Origin of the sequence: Streptomyces olivochromogenes, assembly GCF_001514115.1 — a bacterium.
Taxonomy (GTDB): domain Bacteria; phylum Actinomycetota; class Actinomycetes; order Streptomycetales; family Streptomycetaceae; genus Streptomyces; species Streptomyces olivochromogenes.
The window spans coordinates 167,906-191,169 of record NZ_KQ948458.1 but is presented as its reverse complement, the minus strand read 5'-3'; the positions used below and the strand labels follow the sequence as shown (position 1 = coordinate 191,169).

22 protein-coding genes, 1 pseudogene and 1 riboswitch are annotated in these 23,264 nt (G+C 69.8%); of the genes and pseudogenes, 10 read left to right on the top strand and 13 right to left on the bottom strand.

The annotated features are described in order from the left end of the window. Nucleotides 1–10 precede the first annotated feature (10 nt). Together AQJ27_RS22905 and AQJ27_RS22900 are read left to right on the top strand one after the other, a co-directional pair. Nucleotides 11–559, top strand: coding sequence for a zinc metalloprotease (locus AQJ27_RS22905; RefSeq protein ID WP_235613644.1), 549 nt, complete (start codon nucleotides 11–13; stop codon nucleotides 557–559). Beyond that, a complete protein-coding gene (locus AQJ27_RS22900; protein WP_067371800.1) occupies nucleotides 556–1,233 on the top strand; it encodes a hypothetical protein in 678 nt (225 codons plus the stop codon). The genes AQJ27_RS22905 and AQJ27_RS22900 overlap by 4 nt, the downstream gene beginning before the upstream one ends. 100 nt (nucleotides 1,234–1,333) lie before the next feature. Here the strand turns inward: AQJ27_RS22900 and AQJ27_RS22895 are convergent, their stop codons facing one another. Both AQJ27_RS22895 and AQJ27_RS22890 read right to left on the bottom strand, forming a co-directional pair. After that, a complete protein-coding gene (locus tag AQJ27_RS22895; RefSeq protein WP_079065170.1) occupies nucleotides 1,334–2,038 on the bottom strand; it encodes a hypothetical protein in 705 nt (234 codons plus the stop codon). Beyond that, nucleotides 2,035–2,550, bottom strand: coding sequence for an RNA polymerase sigma factor (locus tag AQJ27_RS22890; protein WP_235613645.1), 516 nt, complete (start codon nucleotides 2,548–2,550; stop codon nucleotides 2,035–2,037). The genes AQJ27_RS22895 and AQJ27_RS22890 overlap by 4 nt, the downstream gene beginning before the upstream one ends. Here AQJ27_RS22890 and AQJ27_RS22885 point away from each other — a divergent pair. Further along, entirely contained in the window at nucleotides 2,549–3,106 is a 558-nt protein-coding gene (locus AQJ27_RS22885; protein WP_067371790.1) for an NAD(P)-binding domain-containing protein, read from the top strand. The genes AQJ27_RS22890 and AQJ27_RS22885 overlap by 2 nt on opposite strands. A gap of 18 nt (nucleotides 3,107–3,124) precedes the next feature. Here the strand turns inward: AQJ27_RS22885 and AQJ27_RS22880 are convergent, their stop codons facing one another. The 6 genes from AQJ27_RS22880 to thrC all read right to left on the bottom strand — a co-directional run bounded on the left by AQJ27_RS22880 (nucleotide 3,125) and on the right by thrC (nucleotide 10,560). Then, nucleotides 3,125–4,681 carry a carboxylesterase/lipase family protein gene (locus tag AQJ27_RS22880; protein WP_268814592.1) on the bottom strand — a complete coding sequence of 519 codons (1,557 nt, stop codon included), beginning with the start codon at nucleotides 4,679–4,681 and terminating at the stop codon, nucleotides 3,125–3,127. A 217-nt stretch (nucleotides 4,682–4,898) separates the two neighbouring features. Then, nucleotides 4,899–6,023, bottom strand: coding sequence for an NADH:flavin oxidoreductase (locus tag AQJ27_RS22875; protein ID WP_067371788.1), 1,125 nt, complete (start codon nucleotides 6,021–6,023; stop codon nucleotides 4,899–4,901). 190 nt (nucleotides 6,024–6,213) lie between these two features. Continuing rightward, nucleotides 6,214–7,836, bottom strand: coding sequence for a chaperonin GroEL (groL, locus tag AQJ27_RS22870; RefSeq protein ID WP_067371785.1), 1,623 nt, complete (start codon nucleotides 7,834–7,836; stop codon nucleotides 6,214–6,216). A gap of 355 nt (nucleotides 7,837–8,191) precedes the next feature. Further along, nucleotides 8,192–8,398, bottom strand: coding sequence for a cold-shock protein (locus AQJ27_RS22865; protein ID WP_016436693.1), 207 nt, complete (start codon nucleotides 8,396–8,398; stop codon nucleotides 8,192–8,194). 460 nt (nucleotides 8,399–8,858) lie between these two features. After that, nucleotides 8,859–9,134 carry a MoaD/ThiS family protein gene (locus AQJ27_RS22860; RefSeq protein WP_067371782.1) on the bottom strand — a complete coding sequence of 92 codons (276 nt, stop codon included), beginning with the start codon at nucleotides 9,132–9,134 and terminating at the stop codon, nucleotides 8,859–8,861. Between the two features lie 94 nt (nucleotides 9,135–9,228). Next, nucleotides 9,229–10,560, bottom strand: coding sequence for a threonine synthase (gene thrC, locus AQJ27_RS22855; RefSeq protein WP_067371779.1), 1,332 nt, complete (start codon nucleotides 10,558–10,560; stop codon nucleotides 9,229–9,231). Nucleotides 10,561–10,577: 17 nt separating this feature from the next. Further along, a riboswitch (SAM riboswitch) is annotated at nucleotides 10,578–10,724 on the bottom strand. A 178-nt stretch (nucleotides 10,725–10,902) separates the two neighbouring features. Here thrC and AQJ27_RS22850 point away from each other — a divergent pair. Together AQJ27_RS22850 and AQJ27_RS22845 are read left to right on the top strand one after the other, a co-directional pair. Further along, nucleotides 10,903–11,847: a glucosyl-3-phosphoglycerate synthase gene (locus tag AQJ27_RS22850; protein ID WP_067371776.1), complete on the top strand. Its 945-nt coding sequence runs from the start codon at nucleotides 10,903–10,905 to the stop codon at nucleotides 11,845–11,847. Between the two features lie 137 nt (nucleotides 11,848–11,984). Beyond that, nucleotides 11,985–13,373 carry an alpha,alpha-trehalose-phosphate synthase (UDP-forming) gene (locus tag AQJ27_RS22845; protein WP_067371773.1) on the top strand — a complete coding sequence of 463 codons (1,389 nt, stop codon included), beginning with the start codon at nucleotides 11,985–11,987 and terminating at the stop codon, nucleotides 13,371–13,373. Between the two features lie 61 nt (nucleotides 13,374–13,434). On the opposite strand, the gene otsB is transcribed toward AQJ27_RS22845, so the two are convergent. The 3 genes from otsB to AQJ27_RS22830 form a co-directional block, all read right to left on the bottom strand. Then, nucleotides 13,435–14,313, bottom strand: a complete 879-nt coding sequence (gene otsB / locus AQJ27_RS22840) for a trehalose-phosphatase (protein ID WP_067371770.1) — start codon at nucleotides 14,311–14,313, stop codon at nucleotides 13,435–13,437. A 63-nt stretch (nucleotides 14,314–14,376) separates the two neighbouring features. After that, on the bottom strand, nucleotides 14,377–14,604 hold the full coding sequence (locus tag AQJ27_RS22835) for a DUF3263 domain-containing protein (protein WP_067371767.1): 228 nt from the start codon (nucleotides 14,602–14,604) through the stop codon (nucleotides 14,377–14,379). Nucleotides 14,605–14,638: 34 nt separating this feature from the next. After that, entirely contained in the window at nucleotides 14,639–15,856 is a 1,218-nt protein-coding gene (locus AQJ27_RS22830; RefSeq protein ID WP_067371764.1) for an ABC transporter substrate-binding protein, read from the bottom strand. A 209-nt stretch (nucleotides 15,857–16,065) separates the two neighbouring features. Between AQJ27_RS22830 and AQJ27_RS22825 the strand changes: the two genes are divergently transcribed. The 5 genes and pseudogenes from AQJ27_RS22825 to AQJ27_RS52375 form a co-directional block, all read left to right on the top strand. Next, a complete protein-coding gene (locus AQJ27_RS22825; protein WP_079065167.1) occupies nucleotides 16,066–17,022 on the top strand; it encodes an ROK family protein in 957 nt (318 codons plus the stop codon). Next, complete coding sequence (gene nagA, locus AQJ27_RS22820) at nucleotides 17,022–18,167, top strand: N-acetylglucosamine-6-phosphate deacetylase (protein ID WP_067371761.1); 1,146 nt, start codon at nucleotides 17,022–17,024, stop codon at nucleotides 18,165–18,167. The genes AQJ27_RS22825 and nagA overlap by 1 nt, the downstream gene beginning before the upstream one ends. 147 nt (nucleotides 18,168–18,314) lie before the next feature. Further along, on the top strand, nucleotides 18,315–19,232 hold the full coding sequence (locus AQJ27_RS22815) for a 1-phosphofructokinase family hexose kinase (RefSeq protein WP_067371758.1): 918 nt from the start codon (nucleotides 18,315–18,317) through the stop codon (nucleotides 19,230–19,232). 148 nt (nucleotides 19,233–19,380) lie between these two features. Beyond that, nucleotides 19,381–19,728 (top strand): peptidase inhibitor family I36 protein, encoded by a 348-nt coding sequence (locus tag AQJ27_RS22810; protein ID WP_067371755.1) that lies wholly within the window; start codon nucleotides 19,381–19,383, stop codon nucleotides 19,726–19,728. A 137-nt stretch (nucleotides 19,729–19,865) separates the two neighbouring features. Beyond that, nucleotides 19,866–20,126: pseudogene (locus AQJ27_RS52375) on the top strand (PfkB family carbohydrate kinase); the annotation flags it as partial. A 77-nt stretch (nucleotides 20,127–20,203) separates the two neighbouring features. On the opposite strand, the gene AQJ27_RS22805 reads toward AQJ27_RS52375, so the two are convergent. Beyond that, complete coding sequence (locus AQJ27_RS22805) at nucleotides 20,204–21,184, bottom strand: CBM35 domain-containing protein (protein ID WP_067371752.1); 981 nt, start codon at nucleotides 21,182–21,184, stop codon at nucleotides 20,204–20,206. Nucleotides 21,185–21,301: 117 nt separating this feature from the next. Beyond that, nucleotides 21,302–23,026 carry a diguanylate cyclase CdgB gene (gene cdgB, locus AQJ27_RS22800; protein WP_067371749.1) on the bottom strand — a complete coding sequence of 575 codons (1,725 nt, stop codon included), beginning with the start codon at nucleotides 23,024–23,026 and terminating at the stop codon, nucleotides 21,302–21,304. Between the last annotated feature and the right edge of the window lie 238 nt (nucleotides 23,027–23,264).

Here is a 23,264-nt window from a genome sequence, read left to right as displayed (position 1 = left end):
GGAAGTCTCTTTGACAATCAAATACGCCCGAACCGCAGCCAGACTGGCCGCCGGTACCGCCCTGACCACGGCGATCGCCATCGGTGGAGCGACGGCCGCCCATGCCGACTACTACGACGGCGGTATGCCGTCGCGCAGTTGGAACGTCAAGGCGGTCGGCATCAATGACACCTGGGTCGGATTCCTCGACACGGGACGGAAGAACTGGAACAACGCGGGCGCCGGGGCGAACATCGGCCGCACGTCCAGCGCCAAGGCAGAATTCACGGCGGGACGCTATTCCCAGAGTTGGTACGGCATTTACTCACCGTCCGGCTTCCGCCACATCAACCGCGTCTTCAAAATCAAGGTCAACGCACGCACCCTGGAGCGCGACTCCGGCACCCACATGACCGAGTGGTGCCGCAGCACGGCCACGCACGAACTGGGGCACGGGCTCAGCCTCGACGACAACCCGAACACGTCGAAGGCATCGCTCATGAAGCACAGCCGCAACCGCACGACCGTGCAGAAGCCGCAGCCGTACGACGTCTCCGAGGTGAAGGGGATCTACTCATGACCGCGGTCAGGAACGTCCTCGTAGCCGGTACGGCGCTACTCGCCGCCGTCGTCCTCGTCGGCTGCTCCGCCGACGGTTCGGCCGGCGGGAAGGCCGGGGACAAGTCCGGGAACAAGGCCGGTGCCGCGGCGCAGGTCGTCCCGTACGAGGCCGACTACCCGTCGTACGACTCGGTCGACGCACTGCTGAAGCAGTCGGACGTCATCGTCCGGGGCACCGTCGTCGGTTCCCAGGTACGGGAACTGAGCCCGGAGGCGCCCACCGGCGACGACCCCGTGGCCAACCCGCAGGCGGGGCTCTCGCCCGAGGAGGCCGCCGAGTCCGACCCGGTGGTCGTCACCGTCTCCACGGTCAAGGTCGCCCAGGTGCTCTCCGGCGCCGGCGACGTGAAGGTCGGGGACACGGTCGAGGTGTCGCAGCTCGGCGGCACGCTGGACGGGGTCACGTTCCAGGAGAAGCAGACCACCGCCCTGGCCGAGGACGACACCCAGTACGTCCTCATGCTCGCCGACCAGGGTGACACGAACCCCTACGACCTGCTCAACCCCGAGCAGGCTCTCTACACCGTCGGTTCCGACGACGAGGTCACGCCCGTGGCCGACGGCGGGTTCGACGGCATCGGCAAGGTGGACGAACTCGCCGCCAAGGCCGACGCGATCGACGAAGCGAAGTAGCTTCGCTGGTTCCGTAGGTTCCACTGGCTCCGCTGGTTCCACTGGTTCCACTGGTTCCACTGGGGGCGGTCGTCGCTTGCGGCGGCCGTCCTCGGTTCCGTCAGGGCGTCAGCTTCAGGGCCTTGATCACTCCCGGGCTCAGGGTGACGTCGTTGTCGGCGCCCGCGACCGCGTGCCCGCCACCGACCCCGTACACGCCCTGGGTGGTGTTGACCGGGGTGAAGCGCCCGCCGTCCAGCTCGTCGAGCAGCAGGACGTACTCCTTCCCGGCGGCGAGGTCCGCCGTCTCGGGCCCGGATCCGGGTGTCGTGTAGGCCAGTTCGATCCTGCCGCCCGTCGGGGACGCGCCCTTGGCCGTCGCCAGCACCTGAGCCGTGGCGACGGTCTCGGTGAGGCCGTCGGTCGTCTCCTCGTGCCCGGCGCCCAGCCGCGCGCGGACGATCAGGACCGAAGCGGACTCCAGCTCGGCGGTCGTCTTGAAGTACGGCTCGTCCGCCATCGGGCCCCCGCCGCCCCCGCCGGGCTCCTTCGGGTCGTCGAGGGCGAAGACGGCGACTCCCGCGACCACCGCGGCCACCGTACAGGCGACGGCCGCCACGAGGACCCCCCGGCGGGACGGCCTCCGGGCCGGTCCCCGCCGCTTCGTCCCGACGGCCCCGACCAGGTCGGACCCGATCAGTTCGGACCCGATCAAGTCGGACCCGATCAGTTCCGCGAGTTCGTCCCGCGCACGCGCCGACATGCCGTTCGTGGGCGGATCCGGCACCGGATTGACGTGCTGGACAAGGGATTTCACGTTGATCATGCCGACTCCTCGGATGAGAGGGACGCGGGTGAGGCGTAACCGTCGCGGAAGGCTTCGCGGGCGCGGTGCAGCCGGACCCAGACCGCTGGACCACTGCATCCGAGGACCTCGGCGGTCTCGGCCGTGCTGAGGCCGTCCCAGTAGCGCAACAGCAGGACGTCCCGGTGTCGTTCGGGAAGCCGTTCGAGGGTTTCGAGCACCACGGAGTCCTCCGCGGACGCCGGCGCACGGTCCAGTTCGTCGGTGATGCGCCGGTGCAGCTCGGTCAGCCGGGTCGCTGCGCGGTAGTGATTGCTCAGCAGATTGCGCGCGGTGACGAACAGCCAGCCGGTGGTCGCCTCCGTGCCCCCGAGCGCGCGCTCCCAAGCGATCCGGAAGACCTCGGCCGTCAGCTCCTCCGCCGCATCGCGGTCACCCACCCGCCGGTGCACGAAAGCGGACACACGCGGGTGGTCGCGGACATACAAGGCCGTGAACCGTGCGGCGCGTTCACGGTCGGTCGCGGTCTTCATGTTCTCCACACCCTGTAGATGTCATGAGCCCGGCATTTCCTTACACGCGCCGGAGGTCTTTCCGGAGAGGGCGGCCGACGAGGGAGTCGAGGATGTCACGCGCGGCGGTCTGGTCGTCTCCTGCCTGCGGGACTACGACGCCGTACGGGCGGTGCTGGAGCCGGTCGCGCCGGCGCGCTGGGAGGGGCGCCCGCTCACCGACCTCACCAGCGGGGAGCCGGCACGAGCCCGCTCGATGGCCGGCTGGGCCACCGCGCACGGCATCCGCTACCTGGACGGCGCGATCCTCGCCCCCACCCAGGTCGTCGGCACGGCGGCCGCCACCGTGCCCTACAGCGGGGCGCACGAGGTGCACGAGGCGGTACGGAACACGATGGCCGCCGTGCGCGGCACCGGTAGGTGTCTCGGTGCCGATCCCGGCCGGGCGGCGGCATACGAGGTGGCCCTCCTCGACCTGTTCACCACGTCGGCGGCGTCGCCGGTCGGCCGCGCACCGGCGACCACCCCGGCGAGCGCTCCACGATCGCCTCCGCGGCGACGACGATCACCCATCTGATCGACACGGCCACCGCCCTCAGCCCATCAACGGCAACGCCCCGAAGTCATGGTGCTCCCAGAGCCGGCGCGAGGTCTCGTGCGGATACGCGGTGACGACCGACTCCGTGTCGAAGACCTGGGTCGGCCGCCGCTCGGTGTCGTACGCGGGCCAGCCCGGGTCTCCGGTCGTGGCGAACGCCGTCCAGGCCGTGCGGAAGCGGGACGACACGGCCTCGGCCTCCGGTGACGACCCCACCCCGGCGAACAGCATCAGGCCGAGGTCGGCGGCGAAGGTTCCGAACAGCAGCGGTATGTCGAGGCCGTGGCAGGCACCCAGCGCGCCTCCGTAGGCGGGCGCGGACCAGGCCAGCTCGTAGACGTGCGCGCGGCCACCGCCCGCGATCTGCGCCTCGGCCAGGCGCAACGAGGGCATACGGAACACCGCGTCGGAGTGCACCCACTCGTAGAGCTCCTCGGGAGAGGCGTCGGGAAAGGCGGCGCGGTAGGCCCGCTCGCCGTCAGCCCCGGAGCCCGACCCCGGACCCAGCCCCATCTCCAGTCCCGGTCCCGGTCCCGGTCCCGGTCCGAAAATGCGGAGAGCCGCCGTCGCCTGCTCGTCCGTGATCGTTCCGCGTTGGCCGCCCAGCGCGGCGAACAGCCGGTACTCGTTCCGTGTGTGCCCGACGATCAGTTCCACGTCCCGTGCCGAGCCTGCCGCCAGCGCCTGCCAGGGGGCGGCCGGCAGTACCTCTCCGTCGACGACGGGCGAGAAGGCGGTCAGCGTGTGGGCGACCATGCCCCACCTGTCCTCGAACTCCCGCATCTTGGGCCCCAACGCCTCGCCCACGGCGGTCAGTCGGCGGGGATCCACCGAGGACAGGTCGGCGGCCGTCGGGCGCAGGCCCGCCTCGGCGGCGATGGCGGCGGCGATGTCGCGGGCGAGGTCGTCGGAGAAGAAGGGGCCGGGCACGCTCTGCGCGATCGCCCGACCGAACAGCCCGGCCGCGCTGGGCATGGCCAGCAGCGAGGCGACGGACCCGGCGCCCGCGGACTCGCCGAAGACGGTGACCCGGCCGGGGTCGCCGCCGAAGGCCGTGATGTTCTCCCGTACCCATTCCAGGGCCGCGACCTGGTCGAGCAGGCCCCGGTTGGCGGGGGCTCCGTCGATCCGGGCGAAACCCTCCACGCCGAGGCGGTAGTTGAGGGTGACGACGACCAGGTCGCCGTCGCGGGCGATGCGGCGGGCGTCGTATCCGGGGCTGCCGGAGTGGCCGAGCTTGTAGGCGCCGCCGTAGATCCAGACCATCACCGGACGGCGGGCGGCCGGGTCCGGGTCGGGCGTCCAGACGTTCACGGTCAGCCAGTCGTCGCCCATGGGGGCGTCGATCACCCCGGTACGGCCCTGGAATCCCGACTCCTGCGGGGGCGGCGGCCCGAAGGCGAAGGCGTCGCGGGTGCCGTCCCAGGCGGTCACCGGACGCGGGGCGGCGAACCGCGCGTCCCCCACCGGCGGTTCGGCGAAGGGAATGCCCCGGAAGACCACCAGCCCGTCCTCCCGGCGACCACGCACCGCACCGGCGTGGGTACGCACCACGCTCGCTCCTGCTGACGTCACGACGGCTCCCCGGAGACAGGTGGAACGGAACGGGTCCTTGTGGGAACAGCGTGCTACGAAACAGCCAGGCGATCACCCCCCTGGGATGGGAAGGGTGATCGCCTGGATGCGTTTTCGGACAGGTCGGGTCACGTCCGGTCCGATCCGGTCAAGCTGGGGCCGGATGCGGTCAGGTCCCGCCCGGTCGGGCCGAGGTTCAGCTGAGCGTGCTCAGCGCCTTCGGGTCGTACGACCCCAGCTCCTCGAGCCGTCCGTCCAGTACCTTCGCCGCCCACTCCGGGTCCTGGAGGAGGGCGCGGCCCACGGCGACGAGGTCGAACTCGTCGCGCTCCAGGCGGTCGAGGAGGTTGTCGAGGGAGGCCACCTGGGAGCTCTCGCCCATGAAGGCCTTGATGAAGTCGCCGTCGAGGCCGACCGAGCCGACGGTGATGGTGGGCTTGCCCGTGAGCTTCTTGGTCCAGCCCGCGAGGTTCAGGTCGGAGCCGTCGAACTCGGGGAGCCAGTAGCGGCGGGTGGAGGCGTGGAAGGCGTCGACGCCGGCGGCGGCGAGCGGGGTCAGGATGGCCTCCAGCTCCTCCGGGGTCTCGGCGAGCCGGGCGTCGTAGTTGTCCGACTTCCACTGCGAGTAGCGGAAGAGGACGGGGAAGTCGGCCGAGACCGAGTCACGGACCGCGGCGACGATCTCCGCCGCGAACTTCGTCCGGGCGACGGGGTCACCGCCGTACGCGTCCGTACGCCGGTTGGTGCCCGCCCACAGGAACTGGTCGAGCAGATAGCCGTGCGCGCCGTGCAGTTCGACGCCGTCGAAGCCGATCCGCTCGGCGGTGGCGGCGGCCTCGGCGAACGCTGCGATGACCTCGTCCAGGTCGGCCTGGGTCATGGCCTTGCCGGTGCCCTCGGTGCCGTCGAGACGGATGCCGGAGGGGCCGACCGCGGGGGCGTCGGCGTACGGCGGCTTCCCCGCCTTGCGCACCATGCCGATGTGCCACAGCTGCGGAACGATCGTGCCGCCCGCCGCGTGCACCGCGTCGGCGACCTTCGTCCAGCCCGCGAGCTGCTCCGTGCCGTGGAAGCGCGGGACGCGGTCGCTCTCGCCCGCCGAGTCGTGGCCGACGTACGTGCCCTCGGTGACGATGAGGCCCACGCCCGCGGCGGCGCGGCGGGCGTAGTACTCGGCCACGTCCTCACCGGGGACGCCGCCCGGGGAGAACTGCCGGGTCATCGGTGCCATCGCGATCCGGTTCGGGACGGTCAGGCCGTTCAGCGAGACAGGGCGGGACAGGATCTCGGCCGCGCGGGAGGCGGGGGCAGTCGTAGACACGTGTGGGGGCTCCTCGAGTACCGGATGGTATGTGCGTATGCATCGATGGTGCGTCAACCACAACTCTCCGGCCGTTCATGTCATTCCGGCCGCCCGGCACCTCGCCCTGTGACCCCGGACACGCCCGAGGGCGGCACCCCCTGTTTCCAGGGAGTACCGCCCTCGGCAGGAAAACCGATCCTCGGAAGGATCAGAAGTCCATGTCACCGCCCGGCATGCCGCCCGGAGCGGCCGCGGAGGCCTTCTCCGGCTTGTCGGCGATGACGGCCTCGGTGGTCAGGAACAGCGCGGCGATGGAGGCGGCGTTCTGCAGGGCAGAGCGCGTCACCTTCGCCGGGTCGATGATGCCCTCGGCGATCATGTCGACGTACTCACCGGTCGCGGCGTTCAGGCCGTGGCCGACGGGCAGGTTGCGCACCTTCTCGACGATGACGCCACCCTCGAGACCACCGTTGACGGCGATCTGCTTGAGCGGGGCCTCCAGGGCGAGCCGCACGGCGTTGGCGCCGGTCGCCTCGTCACCCGAGAGCTCGAGCTTCTCGAAGACCGAGGAGGCCTGGATGAGGGCCACGCCACCACCGGCGACGATGCCCTCCTCGACGGCCGCCTTCGCGTTGCGAACGGCGTCCTCGATGCGGTGCTTGCGCTCCTTGAGCTCGACCTCGGTGGCGGCACCGGCCTTGATGACGGCCACGCCGCCGGCCAGCTTCGCCAGGCGCTCCTGGAGCTTCTCGCGGTCGTAGTCCGAGTCGGAGTTCTCGATCTCGGCACGGATCTGGTTGACCCGGCCCTGGACCTGGTCGGCGGAGCCGGAGCCGTCCACGATCGTGGTCTCGTCCTTGGTGATGACGACCTTGCGGGCACGGCCCAGCAGGTCCAGACCCGCGTTCTCCAGCTTGAGGCCGACCTCCTCGGAGATGACCTCGCCGCCCGTGAGGATGGCGATGTCGCCGAGCATGGCCTTGCGGCGGTCACCGAAGCCCGGAGCCTTGACGGCGACGGACTTGAAGGTGCCACGGATCTTGTTGACGACCAGGGTCGACAGAGCCTCGCCCTCGACGTCCTCGGCGATGATCAGCAGCGGCTTGCCGCCCTGCATGACCTTCTCGAGGAGCGGGAGCAGGTCCTTGACGTTCGCGATCTTGGAGTTCGCGATCAGGATGTACGGGTCGTCGAGGACGGCCTCCATACGCTCCATGTCGGTGGCGAAGTACGCCGAGATGTAGCCCTTGTCGAAGCGCATACCCTCGGTGAGCTCAAGCTCCAGACCGAAGGTCTGGGACTCCTCGACGGTGATGACGCCTTCCTTGCCGACCTTGTCCATCGCCTCGGCGATGAGCTCGCCGATCTGGGTGTCGGCGGCGGAGATGGAGGCCGTGGAAGCGATCTGCTCCTTGGTCTCGACATCCTTGGCCTGCTCAAGGAGGGCACCGGAGACGGCCTCGACGGCCTTCTCGATACCACGCTTGAGAGCCATCGGGTTGGCGCCGGCGGCTACGTTGCGCAGGCCCTCGCGGACGAGCGCCTGGGCGAGAACGGTCGCCGTGGTCGTACCGTCACCGGCGACGTCGTCCGTCTTCTTGGCGACTTCCTTGACCAGCTCGGCGCCGATCTTCTCGTACGGGTCCTCGAGCTCGATCTCCTTGGCGATGGAAACACCATCGTTGGTGATCGTGGGGGCGCCCCACTTCTTCTCGAGGACGACGTTGCGGCCCTTGGGGCCAAGGGTGACCTTGACGGCGTCGGCGAGCTGGTTCATCCCGCGCTCGAGACCGCGCCGTGCCTCCTCGTCGAACGCGATGATCTTGGCCATGTGAAGTGGTCCTCCCGGACTGGGGTGGATTGCTCCGGACCGCGCTGGCGCCCGCGACGGACGGCCTGCCTGCCCCGTGGTTCCTTGCACCACCTGGCCTGCGGGCCTCACCGACCCGGTCCTTCGTTATCACTCTCACCTTCAGAGTGCTAACGCCAATGATTAGCACTCGCCCCTGCCGAGTGCAAGCGCCTTCCCTTGATCCGCAGGTGAGAAGGGGCGTGCAACCCGCGCGTCGCGCCGGTGCGCGAGCGGTCCCACGGCGGTGCCATGACCGTGCACGGACAGACCGAAGGGCTCGTACCCCATGGGATACGAGCCCTTCGTCACGTCGAACAGTCAGTCGGCGCGTGCTTCAGCCGGCCGCGAGTCGGACCATGTCCGCCTGCGGCCCTTTCTGGCCCTGCGAGATCTCGAAATCGACCCGCTGACCCTCTTCCAGGGTGCGGTAGCCGTCCATCTGAATCGCGCTGTAGTGGACGAATACATCCGCACCACCGTCGACCGCGATGAAGCCGTACCCCTTCTCCGCGTTGAACCACTTGACGGTGCCCTGAGCCATGCCTAACTCCCCTATTACTGGCCCTTGCACAGGACCGCACTTCGCGGACCCGGGTCAGACCTCACCCCCCAACGGTTGGGGGTGTGCGCCGGAACGCGTCGACCGCGGCTGAATGTATCTGTCCAACTGCCGTCTGCAACAGGTCAATCGGACGAGAATTCCGGGCACGACTGATCGGGAATATAGGGAGAATTCGCAAAGATTCAGGGCAAGTCGGGCCCCATAAAAGCCGTATAAGGCTCAAAAGTGCGGGATACTTTGGCTACTTCTTGCCGGACTTCGGGCGCGATCTCATATGCGCCCGGCATGCAAAGTGGCGTGGGTTCCCCAACTGTACCCCGCTCAACCATACAGAATTGCCCCCTCCGCTTCTCTCACGGAGGGGGCAATTCGATGAACTCTCGGTAATTGGCATTACCAAGGGTAACTATCTCACCCTGGGTAACGGCTCGCGAGGAGGTCAGCCACCGGCGACGGCGGGGATGATCGAGACGCCCGCGCCGTCCGGCGTCGCCGTCTCCAGACCCTGCTCGAAGCGGACGTCGTCGTCGTTCACGTAGACGTTGACGAACCGGCGCAGCTTGCCCTGGTCGTCCAGGACGCGGGCGGAGATCCCGGTGTGGTTCTTCTCAAGGTCGGTGATGACCTCGGCGAGGGTGGCGCCTTCGGCGGAGACCTCGGCCTGCCCGCCGGTGTAGGTGCGCAGGATGGTAGGGATGCGGACGGAAACGCTCATGCTGATGACCTCCCGGTCAGGTGCGGCTTTTAGCTTTTAGGGGCGCGGGGAACTGCGCGACCAGCCCCCACCGGGCCCGCAGACGACAACGACGCTAGGACGCGAGTCCAGCTTCCCTGAAGGACTCAAGACTGGGCCGGATCGTCGCGGTGAGCCCCGTACCGGCCACCGCGTCCAGCGTCTTCAGACCATCACCGGTGTTCAGGACGACGGTGGTCAGCGTCGGGTCGAGCAGCCCGCTCTCGATCAGCTTCTTCGTCACGCCCACCGTCACACCACCGGCGGTCTCCGCAAAGATCCCCTCCGTACGCGCGAGCAACTTGATCGCGTCGACGACCTGCTCGTCGTTCACGTCCTCCACGGCCCCACCCGTACGCCGCGCGATGTCCAGCACGTACGGCCCGTCGGCCGGGTTGCCGATGGCGAGCGACTTGGCGATGGTGTTCGGCTTCTGGGGCCGTACGACGTCGTGGCCGGCCTTGTAGGCGACGGACACCGGCGAGCAGCCCTCGGCCTGGGCGCCGAAGATCTTGTACGGCTTGTCCTCGACCAGTCCGAGCTTGATCAGCTCCTGGAGACCCTTGTCGATCTTCGTGAGCTGGGAGCCGGAGGCGATGGGGATCACCAGCTGGTCGGGGAGCTTCCACCCCAGCTGCTCGCAGATCTCGTACGCGAGGGTCTTGGAGCCCTCCGCGTAGTACGGCCGCAGGTTGACGTTGACGAAGCCCCAGCCCTCGCCGGCCGGGTCGCCGATCAGCTCGGAGCAGAAGCGGTTCACGTCGTCGTAGTTGCCCTCGATGCCGACGAGCTCGCCGCCGTAGATCGCGGCCATGACGATCTTGCCCTGCTCCAGGTCGTGCGGGATGAACACGCAGGAGCGGAAGCCGGCCCGGGCGGCGGCGGCACCGACGGCGCCGGCGAGGTTGCCCGTGGAGGAGCAGGAGAGCGTGGTGAAGTCGAACGCGCGGGCGGCCTCGATGGCCTGGGCGACGACGCGGTCCTTGAAGGAGTGCGTCGGGTTGCCGGAGTCGTCCTTGACGAAGAGCTTGCCGGCCTCGACGCCCAGCTCGCGGGCGAGGTTGTCGGCCTTGACGAGCTTGGTCCAGCCGGGGTTGATGTTCGGCTTGTCGGCGACGTCGGCCGGGACGGGCAGCAGCGGCGCATAGCGCCAGATGTTCGCGGGGCCCGCTTCGATGCGCGCCCGGAGCTCTTCGGTCTCGTAGGCCGAGAAGTCGTACGCGATCTCCAGCGGGCCGAAACATTCCTCGCAGGCGAAGACCGGGCCGAGCGGCACGCGGTGCCCGCACTCGCGGCAGGAAAGCGCGGCGGCGGGTCCGAGATCCACACCGACTACGGTGGTGGTGTCGCCCGCGACAGGGTTCGTGGTGCTTGCAACAGTCGAACTTGCAACAGTCTGCGCAGCCATGGAGGCGAGGCCCTTTCTCCTCATCTTCCTCACGACGCACTTCGCCGTGAGACGGATTTGGCACCTTCCCTAGCCGGGAGCCTCGCCACATCAATGTGACAGGACCAGCTGGAGGGTTGCCGGGGCTTCATCGGGCCGTATCCCTCTGCCCCTCTGGATGAGCGGTATTCGGTTGTGTCGTGCGGTGGTGCGATGGTCCGCAAATGATCTACGACATGCGATGGTCATCCGCGTTGTTCAAGACTGTAACCGAAGGCCAGGACAGTTGAGATAGTCGTCCGAACCGCGAGATGGATCACACCGTGAGACACCGGGTGATCAGACAGTGAGGAGCCGCAGACTGTGCTGAAGGAAACTGAGCGCTGGCTGAGCAATCGCTCCTGGTCCGTGACCGATCGCCCGCTCCACAGACTCATGTCCGCCAAACGGGCCACGGGCTCCTCGGTGAGCGTCGTCCTGCCTGCGCTGAACGAGGAGGAGACGGTCGGCGAGATCGTCGCCATCATCCGCCACGACCTGATGCAGCAGGTGCCCCTCGTCGACGAGATCGTCGTCGTCGACTCGGGCTCGACCGACCGCACCTCGCAGGTGGCCGCCGCGGCGGGCGCGCGCGTGGTGCACCGGGACGAGATCCTGCCGCGCATCCCGACCGTGCCCGGCAAGGGCGAGGTGCTGTGGCGTTCCCTCCTCGTGACGAGCGGGGACATCATCTGTTTCATCGACGCGGACCTGAAGGAGTTCTCCTCGGACTTCGTCTCCGGGATCGTGGGGCCGCTGCTCACCGAGCCCGGTGTGGACCTCGTCAAGGCGATGTACGACCGTCCGCTCGGCGGTGCGGCGGGGCAGGGCGGCCGGGTCACCGAACTCATGGCCCGCCCCCTCCTCAACATGCACTGGCCGCAGCTGGCCGGCTTCGTGCAGCCGCTCGGCGGGGAGTACGCGGCCCGCCGCTCGCTGCTCGAACAACTCCCCTTCCCCGTCGGGTACGGCATCGAGCTGGGCATGCTGGTCGACGCCCTGCACCTGGTGGGCCTGGACGCGCTCGCCCAGGTCGACGTGGGCGTGCGCAAGCACCGCCACCAGGACGGGCAGGCGCTGGGCCGGATGTCCGCCGCGATCTACCGCACGGCCCAGCTCCGGCTGGCCCGCGGCCACCTGATCCGCCCGGCCCTCACCCAGTTCGAACGGGGCGGGGACGGTTTCGAGCCGCGCACGTACTCGGTGGACACGGAGGAACGTCCCCCGATGGTCGAAATCGCCGAGTACCAGAAACGCAGGGCGGCGTAGAGGCGCCCTGGAGGGGCGCCCCCTAGGGGCGCGGGGAACTGCGCGACAAGCCCCCACCGGCCGGAAGATCACATACGACCCCTCATATGGCCAACGGGAACGTTTGAGCGTTTCCACGCGGGGCTAAGTTTCGAGGCATGGCTTCAACGCAAGGCGCCCACAACATCCTCGTCGCCTCCAACCGCGGCCCGGTCACCTACGAGGTCCAGGAGGACGGCTCGCTGCGCGCCAAGCGCGGTGGCGGCGGGCTGGTCTCGGGCCTCTCCGCGATCGGGCCGGACGCGGGGGCCCTGTGGGTGTGCTCGGCGCTCGGCGACGGCGACCGCGAGGCGGTCCGGCGCGGGATCGCCGAGGACGGCGTACGGATGCTGGACATCGACGCCGACGTGCACGCGGACGCCTACAACGGCATCGCGAACTCCGTGCTGTGGTTCGTCCACCACATGCTGTACCAGACCCCGCTGGAGCCGGTCTTCGACGCGGAGTTCCGGCGCCAGTGGGCGTCGTACGAGGCGTACAACCGCGCGTTCGCCGAAGCGCTGGCCGCGGAGGCCGCGCCGGGCGCGGTGGTGATCGTCCAGGACTACCACCTGACCCTCGTCCCCGGGATGCTCCGCGAGCTCCGCCCCGACCTGCGGATCGGGCACTTCTCGCACACCCCCTGGGCGCCGGTCGACTACTTCCGGATGCTGCCCGACGACATCGCCGAACAGGTGCTGCGCGGCATGCTCGGCGCGGACCGGCTCGGCTTCCTCACCCAGCGCTGGGCGGACGCGTTCACCACCTGCTGCGACGCGCTCGTCGGCGGGCTCGGCGACACCCGGATCGGCGTGCACGGGCTCGGCGCGGACGCGGACTTCCTGCGCAGGCGCTCGCACGAGGCGGACGTCGCGGACCGTATGGCCACGCTGCGCGAGCAGATCGGCGAGGGCCGCAGGACGATCGTGCGGGTCGACCGGACCGAGCTGTCGAAGAACATCGTGCGGGGTCTGCTGGCGTACCGGCAGCTGCTGGAGGACCACCCGGAGTGGCGCGAGCGCGTCGTCCACGTGGCCTTCGCCTACCCCTCCCGTCAGGACCTGGCCGTCTACCGCGACTACACCGCCGAGGTGCAGCGCGTGGCGACCGAGATCAACGACCGGTACGGGACTCCGGATTGGACCCCGGTCGTACTCCACGTCAAGGACGACTTCGCCCGCTCCCTGGCCGCGTACCGACTCGCCGACGTCGCCCTCGTCAACCCCATCCGCGACGGCATGAACCTCGTCGCCAAGGAGGTGCCGGTCGTCTCCGACGAGGGCTGCGTGCTGGTGCTCTCCCGGGAGGCGGGGGCGTACGAGGAGCTGGGCGAGGACGCGGTGGTGGTGAACCCGTACGACGTGGTCGGCACCGCGCGGGCGCTGGACGCGGCGCTGACCATGCCGGTGGGGGAACGGGCGGAGCGTACGAAGCGGTTGGCTGCCGCCGGGACGGCGTTGCCTCCGGCGCAGTGGTTTCTTGAGCAGTTGCGGGAGTTGGAGGGATAGCCGGGTCGGTCGTCTGTCGGTGCGGGTTGTGTGTGGCTGGTCGCGCAGTTCCTCGCGCCCCTTACGGGGCGCTGCAGTGTGCCGCCAGTCTCCTCAGCAGGCGTACGACTCCCGCCGGGCCGTCGACGACGAGATCCGCTCGTTCGGCCAGTTCGGTGACTTCCGCGCTGCCGCTGCACACCAGCAGGCCCGGGACGCCGTCCGAGCGGAGTTTGTCGACGGCGGCGAAGGCGGGGAGGTCGCCCAGGTCGTCGCCGGCGTACAGGACGGCTTCGGCGTGGACCTCGCGGACGTACTCCAGGAGGGCGACGCCCTTGTCCATGCCCGGGGGACGCAGTTCGAGGACCATCCGACCGGGTTCGACGATCAGGCCGTGGCGGGTGGCAAGGTCGGTGAGGGGGTCGCGCAGTGCCTCGAACGCGGCCTGGGGGTCCTCCGCGCGGCGGGTGTGGACCGCGACCGCGCGGCCCTTCTCCTCGATCCAGGTGCCGTGCCAGGCGCCGATCCCGTCGAGGACCCCGGGCAGCTCGGCGCGGACGGCGGCGACGCCGGGGTGCGGGGCGGGGGCGTTGACGGTACCGGTGCGCGCGTCCCAGCGTTCGGCGCCGTAGTGGCCGAGGACGACGAGGTGGTCGAGGCCCGGGACGCCCGCGAAGCCGCCGTGGCGGACCGCCACGCCGGCCGGGCGGCCGGTGACGACGGCGACGGAGGCGACCTTCGGGGCGAGGGCCGCGAGGGCGGGGACCGCGTCGGGGTGGGCGCGGGCCTGCTCCGGGTCGGCGACGATGGGGGCGAGTGTTCCGTCGAAGTCGAGCGCGATGACGGCCCGGTCGGGCCGGGTGAGGATGGCGTCGAGGCCGTCGCGTCCGGCGGGGGTCACGGGTGTCGGCAAGGGTTCCGTGACGTCCGGGGATTCCGGGTTTTCCGAGTGGCTGCCCATGCTCCGACCCTATCCGCGCACCCCCGGGCGCACCCACGGCTCACCGAGTCACACCGTGCGGTGTCAGCGTTCCGCGCGGCGGGTGTCCCGGATGCGGCGGAGGCGGTTCACCGTGATCGGGTCGTGGGCGAGGGCGCGGGGGTCGTCGAGGAGGGCGTTGAGGAGTTGGTAGTAACGGACGGGAGCGAGGCCGAGTTGCTCGCGTATCGCCCGTTCCTTCGCGCCGGGCCCCGCGAAGGAACGGCGCTCCATGGCGAGGATCCCCCGCTCCCTCCCGCTCAGTTCGTCCATGACCGCACCGTAGCGCCCGCCACCGACAGCGGGGCTACCCCGCGGAGTCCCTCGTGGTCGCCGTCTGCTGGAGCGAGCCGAGGATCCCGGCCGGGCTGCCGTCCGGGGAGACCGCCTTGCCGATCTGCTGCTTGATGTCGGCGCTGACGGCGGCCCAGGACGTCTTGCCGACCGGATAGAGCTGGGAGGAGGGGAGCTCGTTCAGGAACGGGGTGAGGTCCGCGTCGTCGCTGTCCGCCGCCATCGCCTCGGACGCGGACGTCGTGACCGGCAGCAGGTCGTACTCGTGCGAGAAGGCGAGCACGTTCTTCTCGCTGTAGACGTAGTCGAGGAACGTACCGATCTGATCCCGGTGGCCGTTCTTCTTGAAGGCCATCATCCAGTCGGCGACACCCATCGTGGCCCGGGTCTTCCCGCTGACGCCGGGCATCGGCACCATCCCGAACTTCACGCCCTTGTCGGCGGCCATCTTCATCAGCGTGGGGTGCCCGTTGAGCATCCCGACCTCGCCGCGCGCGAACGCCGCGAAGGCGTCCGCGCGATTGAGCTTCGCGGGCGCTACCGGTCCGGTCAGCCCCTTGCCGACCAGGTCGTCCTTGAGCCAGGTCAGGGTGGCGACGTTCTGGGCGGAGTCGAGGCTGTAGGTGCCGACGTCGTCGGTGTAGCCGTCGCCGCCGCTCAGCAGCCACTGCATGGTCTCGGCCTGCGCCTCCTCGGGACCGAGGGGCAGCGCGTACGGGATCTTCACACCCCGGGCCTTCAGCGCCTGCGCGTCGGCGGCCAGTTCGCTCCAGGTCGTCGGCGCGCCGAGACCCGCGGCGGAGAACAGCTTCTTGTTGTAGAAGAGCAGCCGGGTGGAGGCGGCGAACGGCATGCCGTACTGCACCCGGTTCATCTTCCCCGCATCGGTGAGCTGCGCGACGAAGTCGGCCTGGACGGGTATGGAGAGCACCTCTTCGGCCTTGTACAGCTCGCCCTTGTCCGCGTAGTCGGCGTACGCGCCGATCTGCGCCATGTCGGGGGCGTCGCCCCGCGCGACCATCTCCTTGACCTCGCGGTCGACGTCCGTCCACGGGTAGACGCTGACCTCGACCTTGGTCCCGGGGTGGTCGGCCTCGTACGCCTTGACGAGCTTGTCCCAGTACTTCTGGGAGCTGTTGGCCTTGGAGTCCCCGTAGTCGGCGGCCACGAGTCTGAGGGTCACGTCCCCGGAACCGGCCGAGCCGCCGCAGCCCGCGAGGGTCGCCGTCATACCCAGCGCGGACGCCGCCGCGATCAGTACCGTCCTACGTCCTGTCCTACGCCGCTGCACCGCACTTCTCCCAACCCCCGGCCGCCCCTGTCCAGAGGCTGTCCGTCTTTGCTTCTGCGTCCGTTGCATCCGTCTCGGAATGCGGATACAAGGTCTACACCACGCGAGTGGACTAGACCTCTCCTGGGGTAAGGGGCGACACTGTCCCCGTGAGACATGTCATCGCCCTCGATGTGGGCGGCACCGGGATGAAGGCCGCCCTGGTCGGGTCGGAGGGCGAGCTCCTCCACCAGGCCCGCCGCGCCACCGGCCGCGAGCGCGGTCCGGACGCCGTGGTCGACGCGATCCTCGACTTCGCGGCCGAGCTGCGCGCGTACGGCGAGCACCACCTCGGCGAGGCCGCGGCCGCCGCCGGAGTCGCCGTCCCCGGCATCGTCGACGCCGACAGGGGCGTGGCGGTGTACTCGGCCAACCTGGGCTGGCGCGACGTCCCGATGCGCCGGCTGCTCGGCGACCGGCTGGGCGGGGTGCCGGTGGCCCTCGGACACGACGTGCGCACCGGCGGGCTCGCGGAGGGCCGGATCGGCGCGGGGCAGGGGGCCGACCGTTTCCTGTTCGTCCCCCTCGGCACCGGCATCGCGGGCGCGATCGGCATCGACGGCGGCGTCGAGGCGGGCGCGCACGGTTTCGCGGGCGAGATCGGCCATGTCGTCGTACGCCCCGGCGGGACCCCGTGTCCGTGCGGGCAGCACGGCTGTCTGGAGCGGTACGCGTCCGCGGCCGCCGTCAGCCAGGCCTGGGCCGAGGCCTGCGGGGACCCGGCGGCGGACGCCGCCGACTGCGCGAAGGCCGTCGAGTCCGGGGACGCTCGGGCGCGGGAGGTCTGGCAGGACGCCATCGACGCGCTCGCCGACGGTCTCGTCACCGCGCTCACCCTGCTGGATCCGCGCACTCTGATCATCGGTGGCGGTCTCGCCGAGGCCGGGGAAACCTTGTTCACACCGCTACGGGCCGCCGTCGAGCGGCGCGTCACCTTCCAGAAACTGCCGTCCCTCGTCCCCGCGGCCCTCGGGGACACGGCCGGCTGCCTGGGCGCGGGCCTGCTGGCCTGGGACCTGCTGAACCAGCCGACCACTTCCCCATCGACTTCGGAGGTAACCACCTGATGGCCCCTAGAACGGTTCTCGCCGGTGCCAGGGTGGTACTGCCCACCGGAGTCGTCGACGACGGTCGTGTGATCGTCGACGGCACACGCATCGCCGGCAGCGCGTCCTCGTCGGCGCGGACACTGGACCTGTCGGGCCACTGGCTCGTCCCCGGCTTCGTGGACCTCCACAACCACGGCGGCGGCGGTGCCTCCTTCACCTCCGGGACCGTCGAGGAGGTCCTCCAGGGCGTCCACACCCACCGGCTGCACGGCACCACCACCCTCGTCGCCTCGACCGTGACCGGCGACATGGACGGCCTCGCCCAGCGCGCCGGGCTGCTCTCCGAGCTGGCCGAGCAGGGCGACATCGCGGGCATCCACTTCGAGGGCCCGTTCATCTCGCCGTGCCGCAAGGGCGCGCACTCCGAGGAACTGCTGCGCGACCCGGACCCGGCCGAGGTCCGCAAGCTGATCGACGCGGCGCGCGGCCGGGCCAGCATGGTCACCCTCGCCACCGAACTGCCGGGCGGCATCGACTCCGTACGCCTGCTGGCCGAGCACGGGGTGATCGCGGCGATCGGGCACACGGACGCGACGTACGAGCAGACGGTGGAGGCCATCGACGCGGGCGCGACCGTCGCCACGCACCTGTTCAACGCCATGCCCGTGCTCGGACACCGCACGCCCGGCCCGATCGCCGCCCTCCTCGAGGACGAGCGGATCACCGTCGAGCTGATCAACGACGGCACCCACCTCCACCCCGCCGCGCTCCAGCTGGCGTTCCATCACGCGGGCGCGGACCGGGTGGCGTTCATCACGGACGCCATGGACGCGGCGGGATTCGGCGACGGCCGCTATCGGCTCGGCCCGCTGGAGGTCGAGGTCAGCGAGGGGGTCGCCCGGCTGGTGGAGGGCGGCTCGATCGCGGGCTCCACGCTCACCCTCGACCGCGCCTTCCAGCGGGCGGTGACCGTCGACCGGCTGCCGGTCGAGGACATCGTCGCGGCCCTGTCCGCCAACCCGGCCCGCCTGCTCGGCCTGTACGACAGGGTGGGCTCGCTGGAACCGGGCAAGGACGCCGACCTGGTGGTCCTGGACGCGGAGTTCGCCCTCAAGGGCGTGATGCGCCGGGGCGAATGGGTGGTTGACCCACAACTGGGCTGATTCGCCCCCCGATTGGAACGCGATGTGACGTACGGCGGTCGTCCCGGGACTGGGCCGACCGCCGTTGTCTTTGGCATGATCGAGCCTCCGGATTCTCCGGAACTCGAAACTGTCGGCCAGCGCATTCATCGGGGGAGGTCGGTCCAGGTGATCCTCACGGTCACACCGAACACCGCTCTCGACATCACCTACCGCGTACGGTCCCTGCGCCCGCACACCGCGCACCGGGTGACCGAGGTGACCGAACGCCCCGGTGGCAAGGGCCTGAACGTGGCCCGGGTGCTCGCCGCCCTCGGCCACGAGGTCACGGTCACGGGCTTCACGGGCGGCGTGACGGGCCGCGCCCTGCGGGACCAACTCGCGGACACGCCCGGGGTGGTGGACGCGCTGATCCCGGTCGCGGGGGCGACACGCCGCACGATAGCCGTGGTCGACACGACGACGGGTGACTCGACCCAACTCAACGAACCAGGACCGGAGATCACCCCTGGCGAGTGGGCGGCCTTCCAGGAGGCGTACGGGGTGCTGCTGCGCTCCGCCTCGGCGGTGGCCCTGTGCGGCAGCCTGCCGCCGGGGGTGCCGGTGGGCGCGTACGCGGGGCTGATAAAGGCGGCCCGCTCGGCGGGTGTCCCTGTACTCCTCGATACCAGCGGGGAGCCGCTGCGGCGGGGTGTGGCCGCCCGGCCCGACCTGGTCAAGCCGAACGCCGACGAACTGGCCGAACTCACCGGTTCCCACGACCCGTCACGCGCGACCCAGGACGCCCGCCGACGCGGGGCGAGAGCGATCGTCGCCTCACTGGGCCCGCAGGGCCTGCTGGCGCTCACCCCGGAGGGCCGCTGGCACGCGACCCCGCCCGACCGGGAACACGGCAACCCGACCGGCGCGGGCGACTCCGCGGTCGCCGGCCTGCTCTCCGGCCTGGTCGAACAACTCCCCTGGCCGGAGCGACTGACCCGCGCGGTGGCCCTGTCGGCGGCGACGGTACAGGCCCCGGCGGCGGGCGAGTTCGACCGCGCGGCCTACGAAAAACTCCTGGCGCGAGTGTCAGTGACGGCGGCGTGACAGCTTTGGAACCCTTGCCGGATATGCCCGCCTAACAAGTTGGCCGAGAAACGCCCTTCCCCCTCACGTCTGCCGGATGATCGGATGATCATTCGTTCGCCACATCGACCAATGGCGAAAGAAAAGAATCAGAATCGGGGAACCTTATATGAGCATGCTCAAGAAAAGCCTGACAACGGTGGCTGTGGCCGGCGCATTGCTGGGCGGCACCTTTGCCACACCGGCCGCGGCAGCCGATCCCAACACATGCCCGAAGGGCAAGTTCTGCGGGTGGTCGGGGACGAACAGGACCGGGACCAGGACGATCTATTCCGAATCGCCCGGCTGTATCCCTCTCGACCACATCGCCCGGTCCGTCTCGAACCAGACTTCTTACACTCTGGTTTTCTGGAAGGCCACCCTCGGCTGCGCCACCGGCACCAAGCTGGTCACTCTGAAGCCGGGCACCCACTCGGACAACCCCGGCAGCGCCAACTCGGTTGAGATTTTCGGCTGAGTGCGCCAAGAGCGCTTAACCTGAAGTTCACAATGTTCGACAGCCGCCGGAAATCAACACCTCCGGCGGCTGTCGCGCTTGACGGACCGCATCGGCCTCTATTTGGTGAGGTAGACCTGGTCCAGGACGGCGTTGCACTGGTTGCCGTCGTTGACGGCCTCTGGCGCGCCACCCCGCCGCGCCGTGTCCACGGCAATCCGACCGGCGCGGGCGACTCGGCGGTCGCGGGCCTGCTGTCGGGACTGGTGGAGGGACTTGCGTGGCCGGAGCGCCTGGCGCGGGCCGTCGCCCTGTCCGCGGCGACCGTACTGGCACCGGTGGCGGGCGAGTTCGACCACCTGGCGTACGAGACCCTGCTCGACCAGATCGCGGTCACGGCGGACGCGACGGCGGCCTGACGCCACGGCTTGAGAAACGTGGAAGCGTCCCTGCCCGCCTGATCAGGCGGGCAGGGACGCTTCACTTACCTCTCGGACTACTTCCACCCTGCTTCCAACCAGAGTTGGTCGATGTTCGCGTCGCACTGGTTGCCCTGCTCGCAGGAGATCTTGATGGTGTTGGTCCCCTTGTTGAGGGTGATGTCCCCCCAGGTGTTGGTCCAACCCTTCTCGTAGTCGCCCTCTGCGGCTTTGGCAAAGTTCTTCAGGTTGAGATGGCGACTCTGGGCGGTTCCATTGATCGTGAGCGTGGCGTCGGCGTCCTTGCCAGGCACCCCGTAGTTCACGTACAGCGTGTATTTGCCGGCCTTGGGGATGCCGCTGACGTTCCAGGTGACGGCCGCACCGACCTGATTGAAGCCCGTGACGTAGACGCCGCCGTCCGCCTTCGCACCCTTGACGTCCGACGCCGTCGTGACACCCGTCCCCAGGCTCAGCGCCTTCGCGTCGATCTTCGGGAGCTCACCGGCGACCGCCGACGGCGAGGTCGACGCGCTCGGGGACGCGCTCTCGGAGGCCGTCGGGGTCGAGCCGCCGCCCGCCGTGTCCTTGCTCTTGTCGTTCGAGTTGCCGTTCATCATCGCGACGCCGATGCCGATGACGACGGCGGCGACCACGGCGATGGCGCCGATCAGCAGGCCCTTGGTGTTCGGTCCGCGGCCACGCCCGCCGCCGCCGGACGACTGCCGGCCGGTCGGGGACCCGCCGGGGACCGTCTCGGGCGCCGCGTAGTGCGCGTTCGGCTGCCCGTAGGCGCCCTGCTGCGGCACCTGGCCGTACGGTGCCGTCGGGGCGGCCTGCTGGCCGTACTGCGCGGTCGGGGCCTGCTGGCCGTAACCGGGCTGCTGCTGTCCGTACTGGCGCTCGCCGACCGCCCGCACCCGGTTGACCGAGCCGGGGTAGCCGTAGCCGCCGCCTCCGCTGGGCGGAGTGGCGCCGTTGGCCTGACCGTCGGCGTACAGATAGCCGAACGGGTCGTCATCCTCGGGCGTGCTCGCGCCGTTGTTGCCGGGCGTCATCCCTAGGTCTCCTCAACAGGTGCGGTTCAGATGCGGTACATGGATGAATAGCGAGCCTACCCGCTCCCAGGGGGCCAAACGGGTGGGCTTCCTCGCATCAACCCACTGACCTGTGACTTATCCGGCACGCCGATGCTGTTTGGGACGAGACCGTTTCTCGACGTACATCCGTTCGTCAGCGGATTTCAAGACCTCGTCCGCCGTCATGCCACAGTGTGCCCACCCGATGCCGAAGCTGGCGCCCACCCGGACGGCCCGGCCGTCCACACGGATCGGCGGGATGATCGCGTTCCGCAGTCGTACGGCGAGGTCAGCGGCGTCGGCCCGGCCGAGCCCGTCGGCGAGCACCACGAACTCGTCGCCGCCGAGCCTGGCCACCGTGTCGCCGTCCCGGACACCGTTGGTGAGGCGTCTGGCGACCTCGATGAGCACCGCGTCGCCCGCGTTGTGCCCGAAGCGGTCGTTGATCGACTTGAAGCCGTCGAGGTCGCAGAAGAGCACCGCGAGCCCCTTGGTGCCGTCGTCCGTCTCACCCTCGGGCGCGATGGTGTGCACATGGTGGTCGAAGGCGTCGTACGCGTCGAAGCCCGGCCCGAGGTCGAACCCGTGGCCGCTCCCGTTGCCCGCGGTGCCCGCGCCGCCGCCGAGCTGGCCGTCGTAGGAGTTGTGCTCGGCCGCCTGGTCCGCGAACGGACCGTGCCCGTACGCCGCGTCCAGCGACTCGACCGTGCCCGGCTGAAGGGCCCCGGGGCGCCGGCAGAGGCGGGAACCGAGGCGGGAGCGCAGCTCGGCCGAGTTCGGCAGGCCGGTGAGCGAGTCGTGCGAGGCGCGGTGGGCGAGCTGGAGCTCGCGGCGCTTGCGTTCCTCTATGTCCTCGACGTGCGTGAGCAGGAAGCGGGGGCCGTCGGCGGCGTCCGCGACCACGGAGTTGCGCAGCGAGACCCAGACGTAGGTGCCGTCGCGGCGGCCGAGTCTGAGCTCGGCGCGTCCGCCCTCGGCGGACGTGCGGAGCAGGGTGCCGATGTCCTCGGGGTGCACGAGGTCGGAGAAGGAGTAGCGGCGCATCGCGGAGGCGGGCCGGCCCAGGAGGCGGCACAGGGCGTCGTTGGTGCGCAGGATGCGGCCGTGCTGGTCGCCGCCCATCTCGGCGATGGCCATGCCGGAGGGGGCGTACTCGAAGGCCTGCCGGAAGCTCTCCTCGCTGGCGCGCAGGGCCTGCTGCTCACGCTCGAGCCGGACCAGGGCGCGCTGCATATTGGCTCGTAGACGCGCGTTGCTAATGGCGATGGCGGCCTGGAAGGCGTACATCTGGAGCGCCTCGCGTCCCCACGCGCCGGGGCGCCGCCCGTTGCGCGGCCGGTCCACGGACAGGACGCCGATCAGCTCACCGGTGCTGCCCCCGGAGATTCCCGGGGTGTACATGGGGGCGAAGAGGCGGTCAGAGGGGTGCCACTCGTCCTCGAAGCGCGGCGCGGGCCCGTCGGTGTACCACTGCGGTACGTCGTCGTCGTCGAGGACCCAGCCCTCGGTGTGCGGAATGAAGCGCAGATCACCCCAGGCCTCGCCCATGTTCAGCCGGCGGTCCCAGGAGGTGCGGGAGCCGACCCGGCCGGTGATCAGTGCTTCGGCGGCGGAGTTGCCGGCGAGCGCGGCCACCACGAGGTCGCCGTCGGGGCGTACGAGATTGACACACGCCAGCTCGTAGCCGAGGCCCGTGACCACGCCGTCGGCGACGGTCTGCAGCGTGTCCGCCAGGCTCCGCGCGGTGTTCATGTCCGCCATCACCTGATGGAGCTGCCGCAGGGTCGCAAGACGGACATAGGGCTCCGACTCGGTCTCCATTCGCCCTCCCCTCGAGACCTCGCAGCAACTCCAGGGTTGTCTTCGGCGTACCTGGTTCTCTTACGGTTCTCTCGCGTACTACTTGGTAGCTTCGTGCATAGCTTCCACGCCACTGAATCACAGCGCGCTGCCCACTCGGTACACAGGGTCAACAAAATATGGCTCCTGTGACTCAAGTCACAGCAGAAGATGAGCAATTGAGTGGGGTTTCTGCATTTCCCCCGTGTGTTTACTGAAC

What these genes read in the sequence shown, in the direction of transcription:
- AQJ27_RS22900 (WP_067371800.1), top strand. Translation starts at nt 556, where the DNA reads ATGACCGCGGTCAGGAACGTCCTCGTAGCCGGTACGGCGCTACTCGCC.
- AQJ27_RS22895 (WP_079065170.1), bottom strand. Translation starts at nt 2,038, where the DNA reads ATGATCAACGTGAAATCCCTTGTCCAGCACGTCAATCCGGTGCCGGAT.
- AQJ27_RS22885 (WP_067371790.1), top strand. Translation starts at nt 2,549, where the DNA reads ATGTTCTCCACACCCTGTAGATGTCATGAGCCCGGCATTTCCTTACAC.
- AQJ27_RS22890 (WP_235613645.1), bottom strand. Translation starts at nt 2,550, where the DNA reads ATGAAGACCGCGACCGACCGTGAACGCGCCGCACGGTTCACGGCCTTG.
- groL (WP_067371785.1), bottom strand. Translation starts at nt 7,836, where the DNA reads ATGGCCAAGATCATCGCGTTCGACGAGGAGGCACGGCGCGGTCTCGAG.
- AQJ27_RS22865 (WP_016436693.1), bottom strand. Translation starts at nt 8,398, where the DNA reads ATGGCTCAGGGCACCGTCAAGTGGTTCAACGCGGAGAAGGGGTACGGC.
- AQJ27_RS22860 (WP_067371782.1), bottom strand. Translation starts at nt 9,134, where the DNA reads ATGAGCGTTTCCGTCCGCATCCCTACCATCCTGCGCACCTACACCGGC.
- thrC (WP_067371779.1), bottom strand. Translation starts at nt 10,560, where the DNA reads ATGGCTGCGCAGACTGTTGCAAGTTCGACTGTTGCAAGCACCACGAAC.
- AQJ27_RS22845 (WP_067371773.1), top strand. Translation starts at nt 11,985, where the DNA reads ATGGCTTCAACGCAAGGCGCCCACAACATCCTCGTCGCCTCCAACCGC.
- otsB (WP_067371770.1), bottom strand. Translation starts at nt 14,313, where the DNA reads ATGGGCAGCCACTCGGAAAACCCGGAATCCCCGGACGTCACGGAACCC.
- AQJ27_RS22835 (WP_067371767.1), bottom strand. Translation starts at nt 14,604, where the DNA reads ATGGACGAACTGAGCGGGAGGGAGCGGGGGATCCTCGCCATGGAGCGC.
- AQJ27_RS22830 (WP_067371764.1), bottom strand. Translation starts at nt 15,856, where the DNA reads ATGACGGCGACCCTCGCGGGCTGCGGCGGCTCGGCCGGTTCCGGGGAC.
- nagA (WP_067371761.1), top strand. Translation starts at nt 17,022, where the DNA reads ATGGCCCCTAGAACGGTTCTCGCCGGTGCCAGGGTGGTACTGCCCACC.
- AQJ27_RS22810 (WP_067371755.1), top strand. Translation starts at nt 19,381, where the DNA reads ATGAGCATGCTCAAGAAAAGCCTGACAACGGTGGCTGTGGCCGGCGCA.
- AQJ27_RS22805 (WP_067371752.1), bottom strand. Translation starts at nt 21,184, where the DNA reads ATGACGCCCGGCAACAACGGCGCGAGCACGCCCGAGGATGACGACCCG.
- cdgB (WP_067371749.1), bottom strand. Translation starts at nt 23,026, where the DNA reads ATGGAGACCGAGTCGGAGCCCTATGTCCGTCTTGCGACCCTGCGGCAG.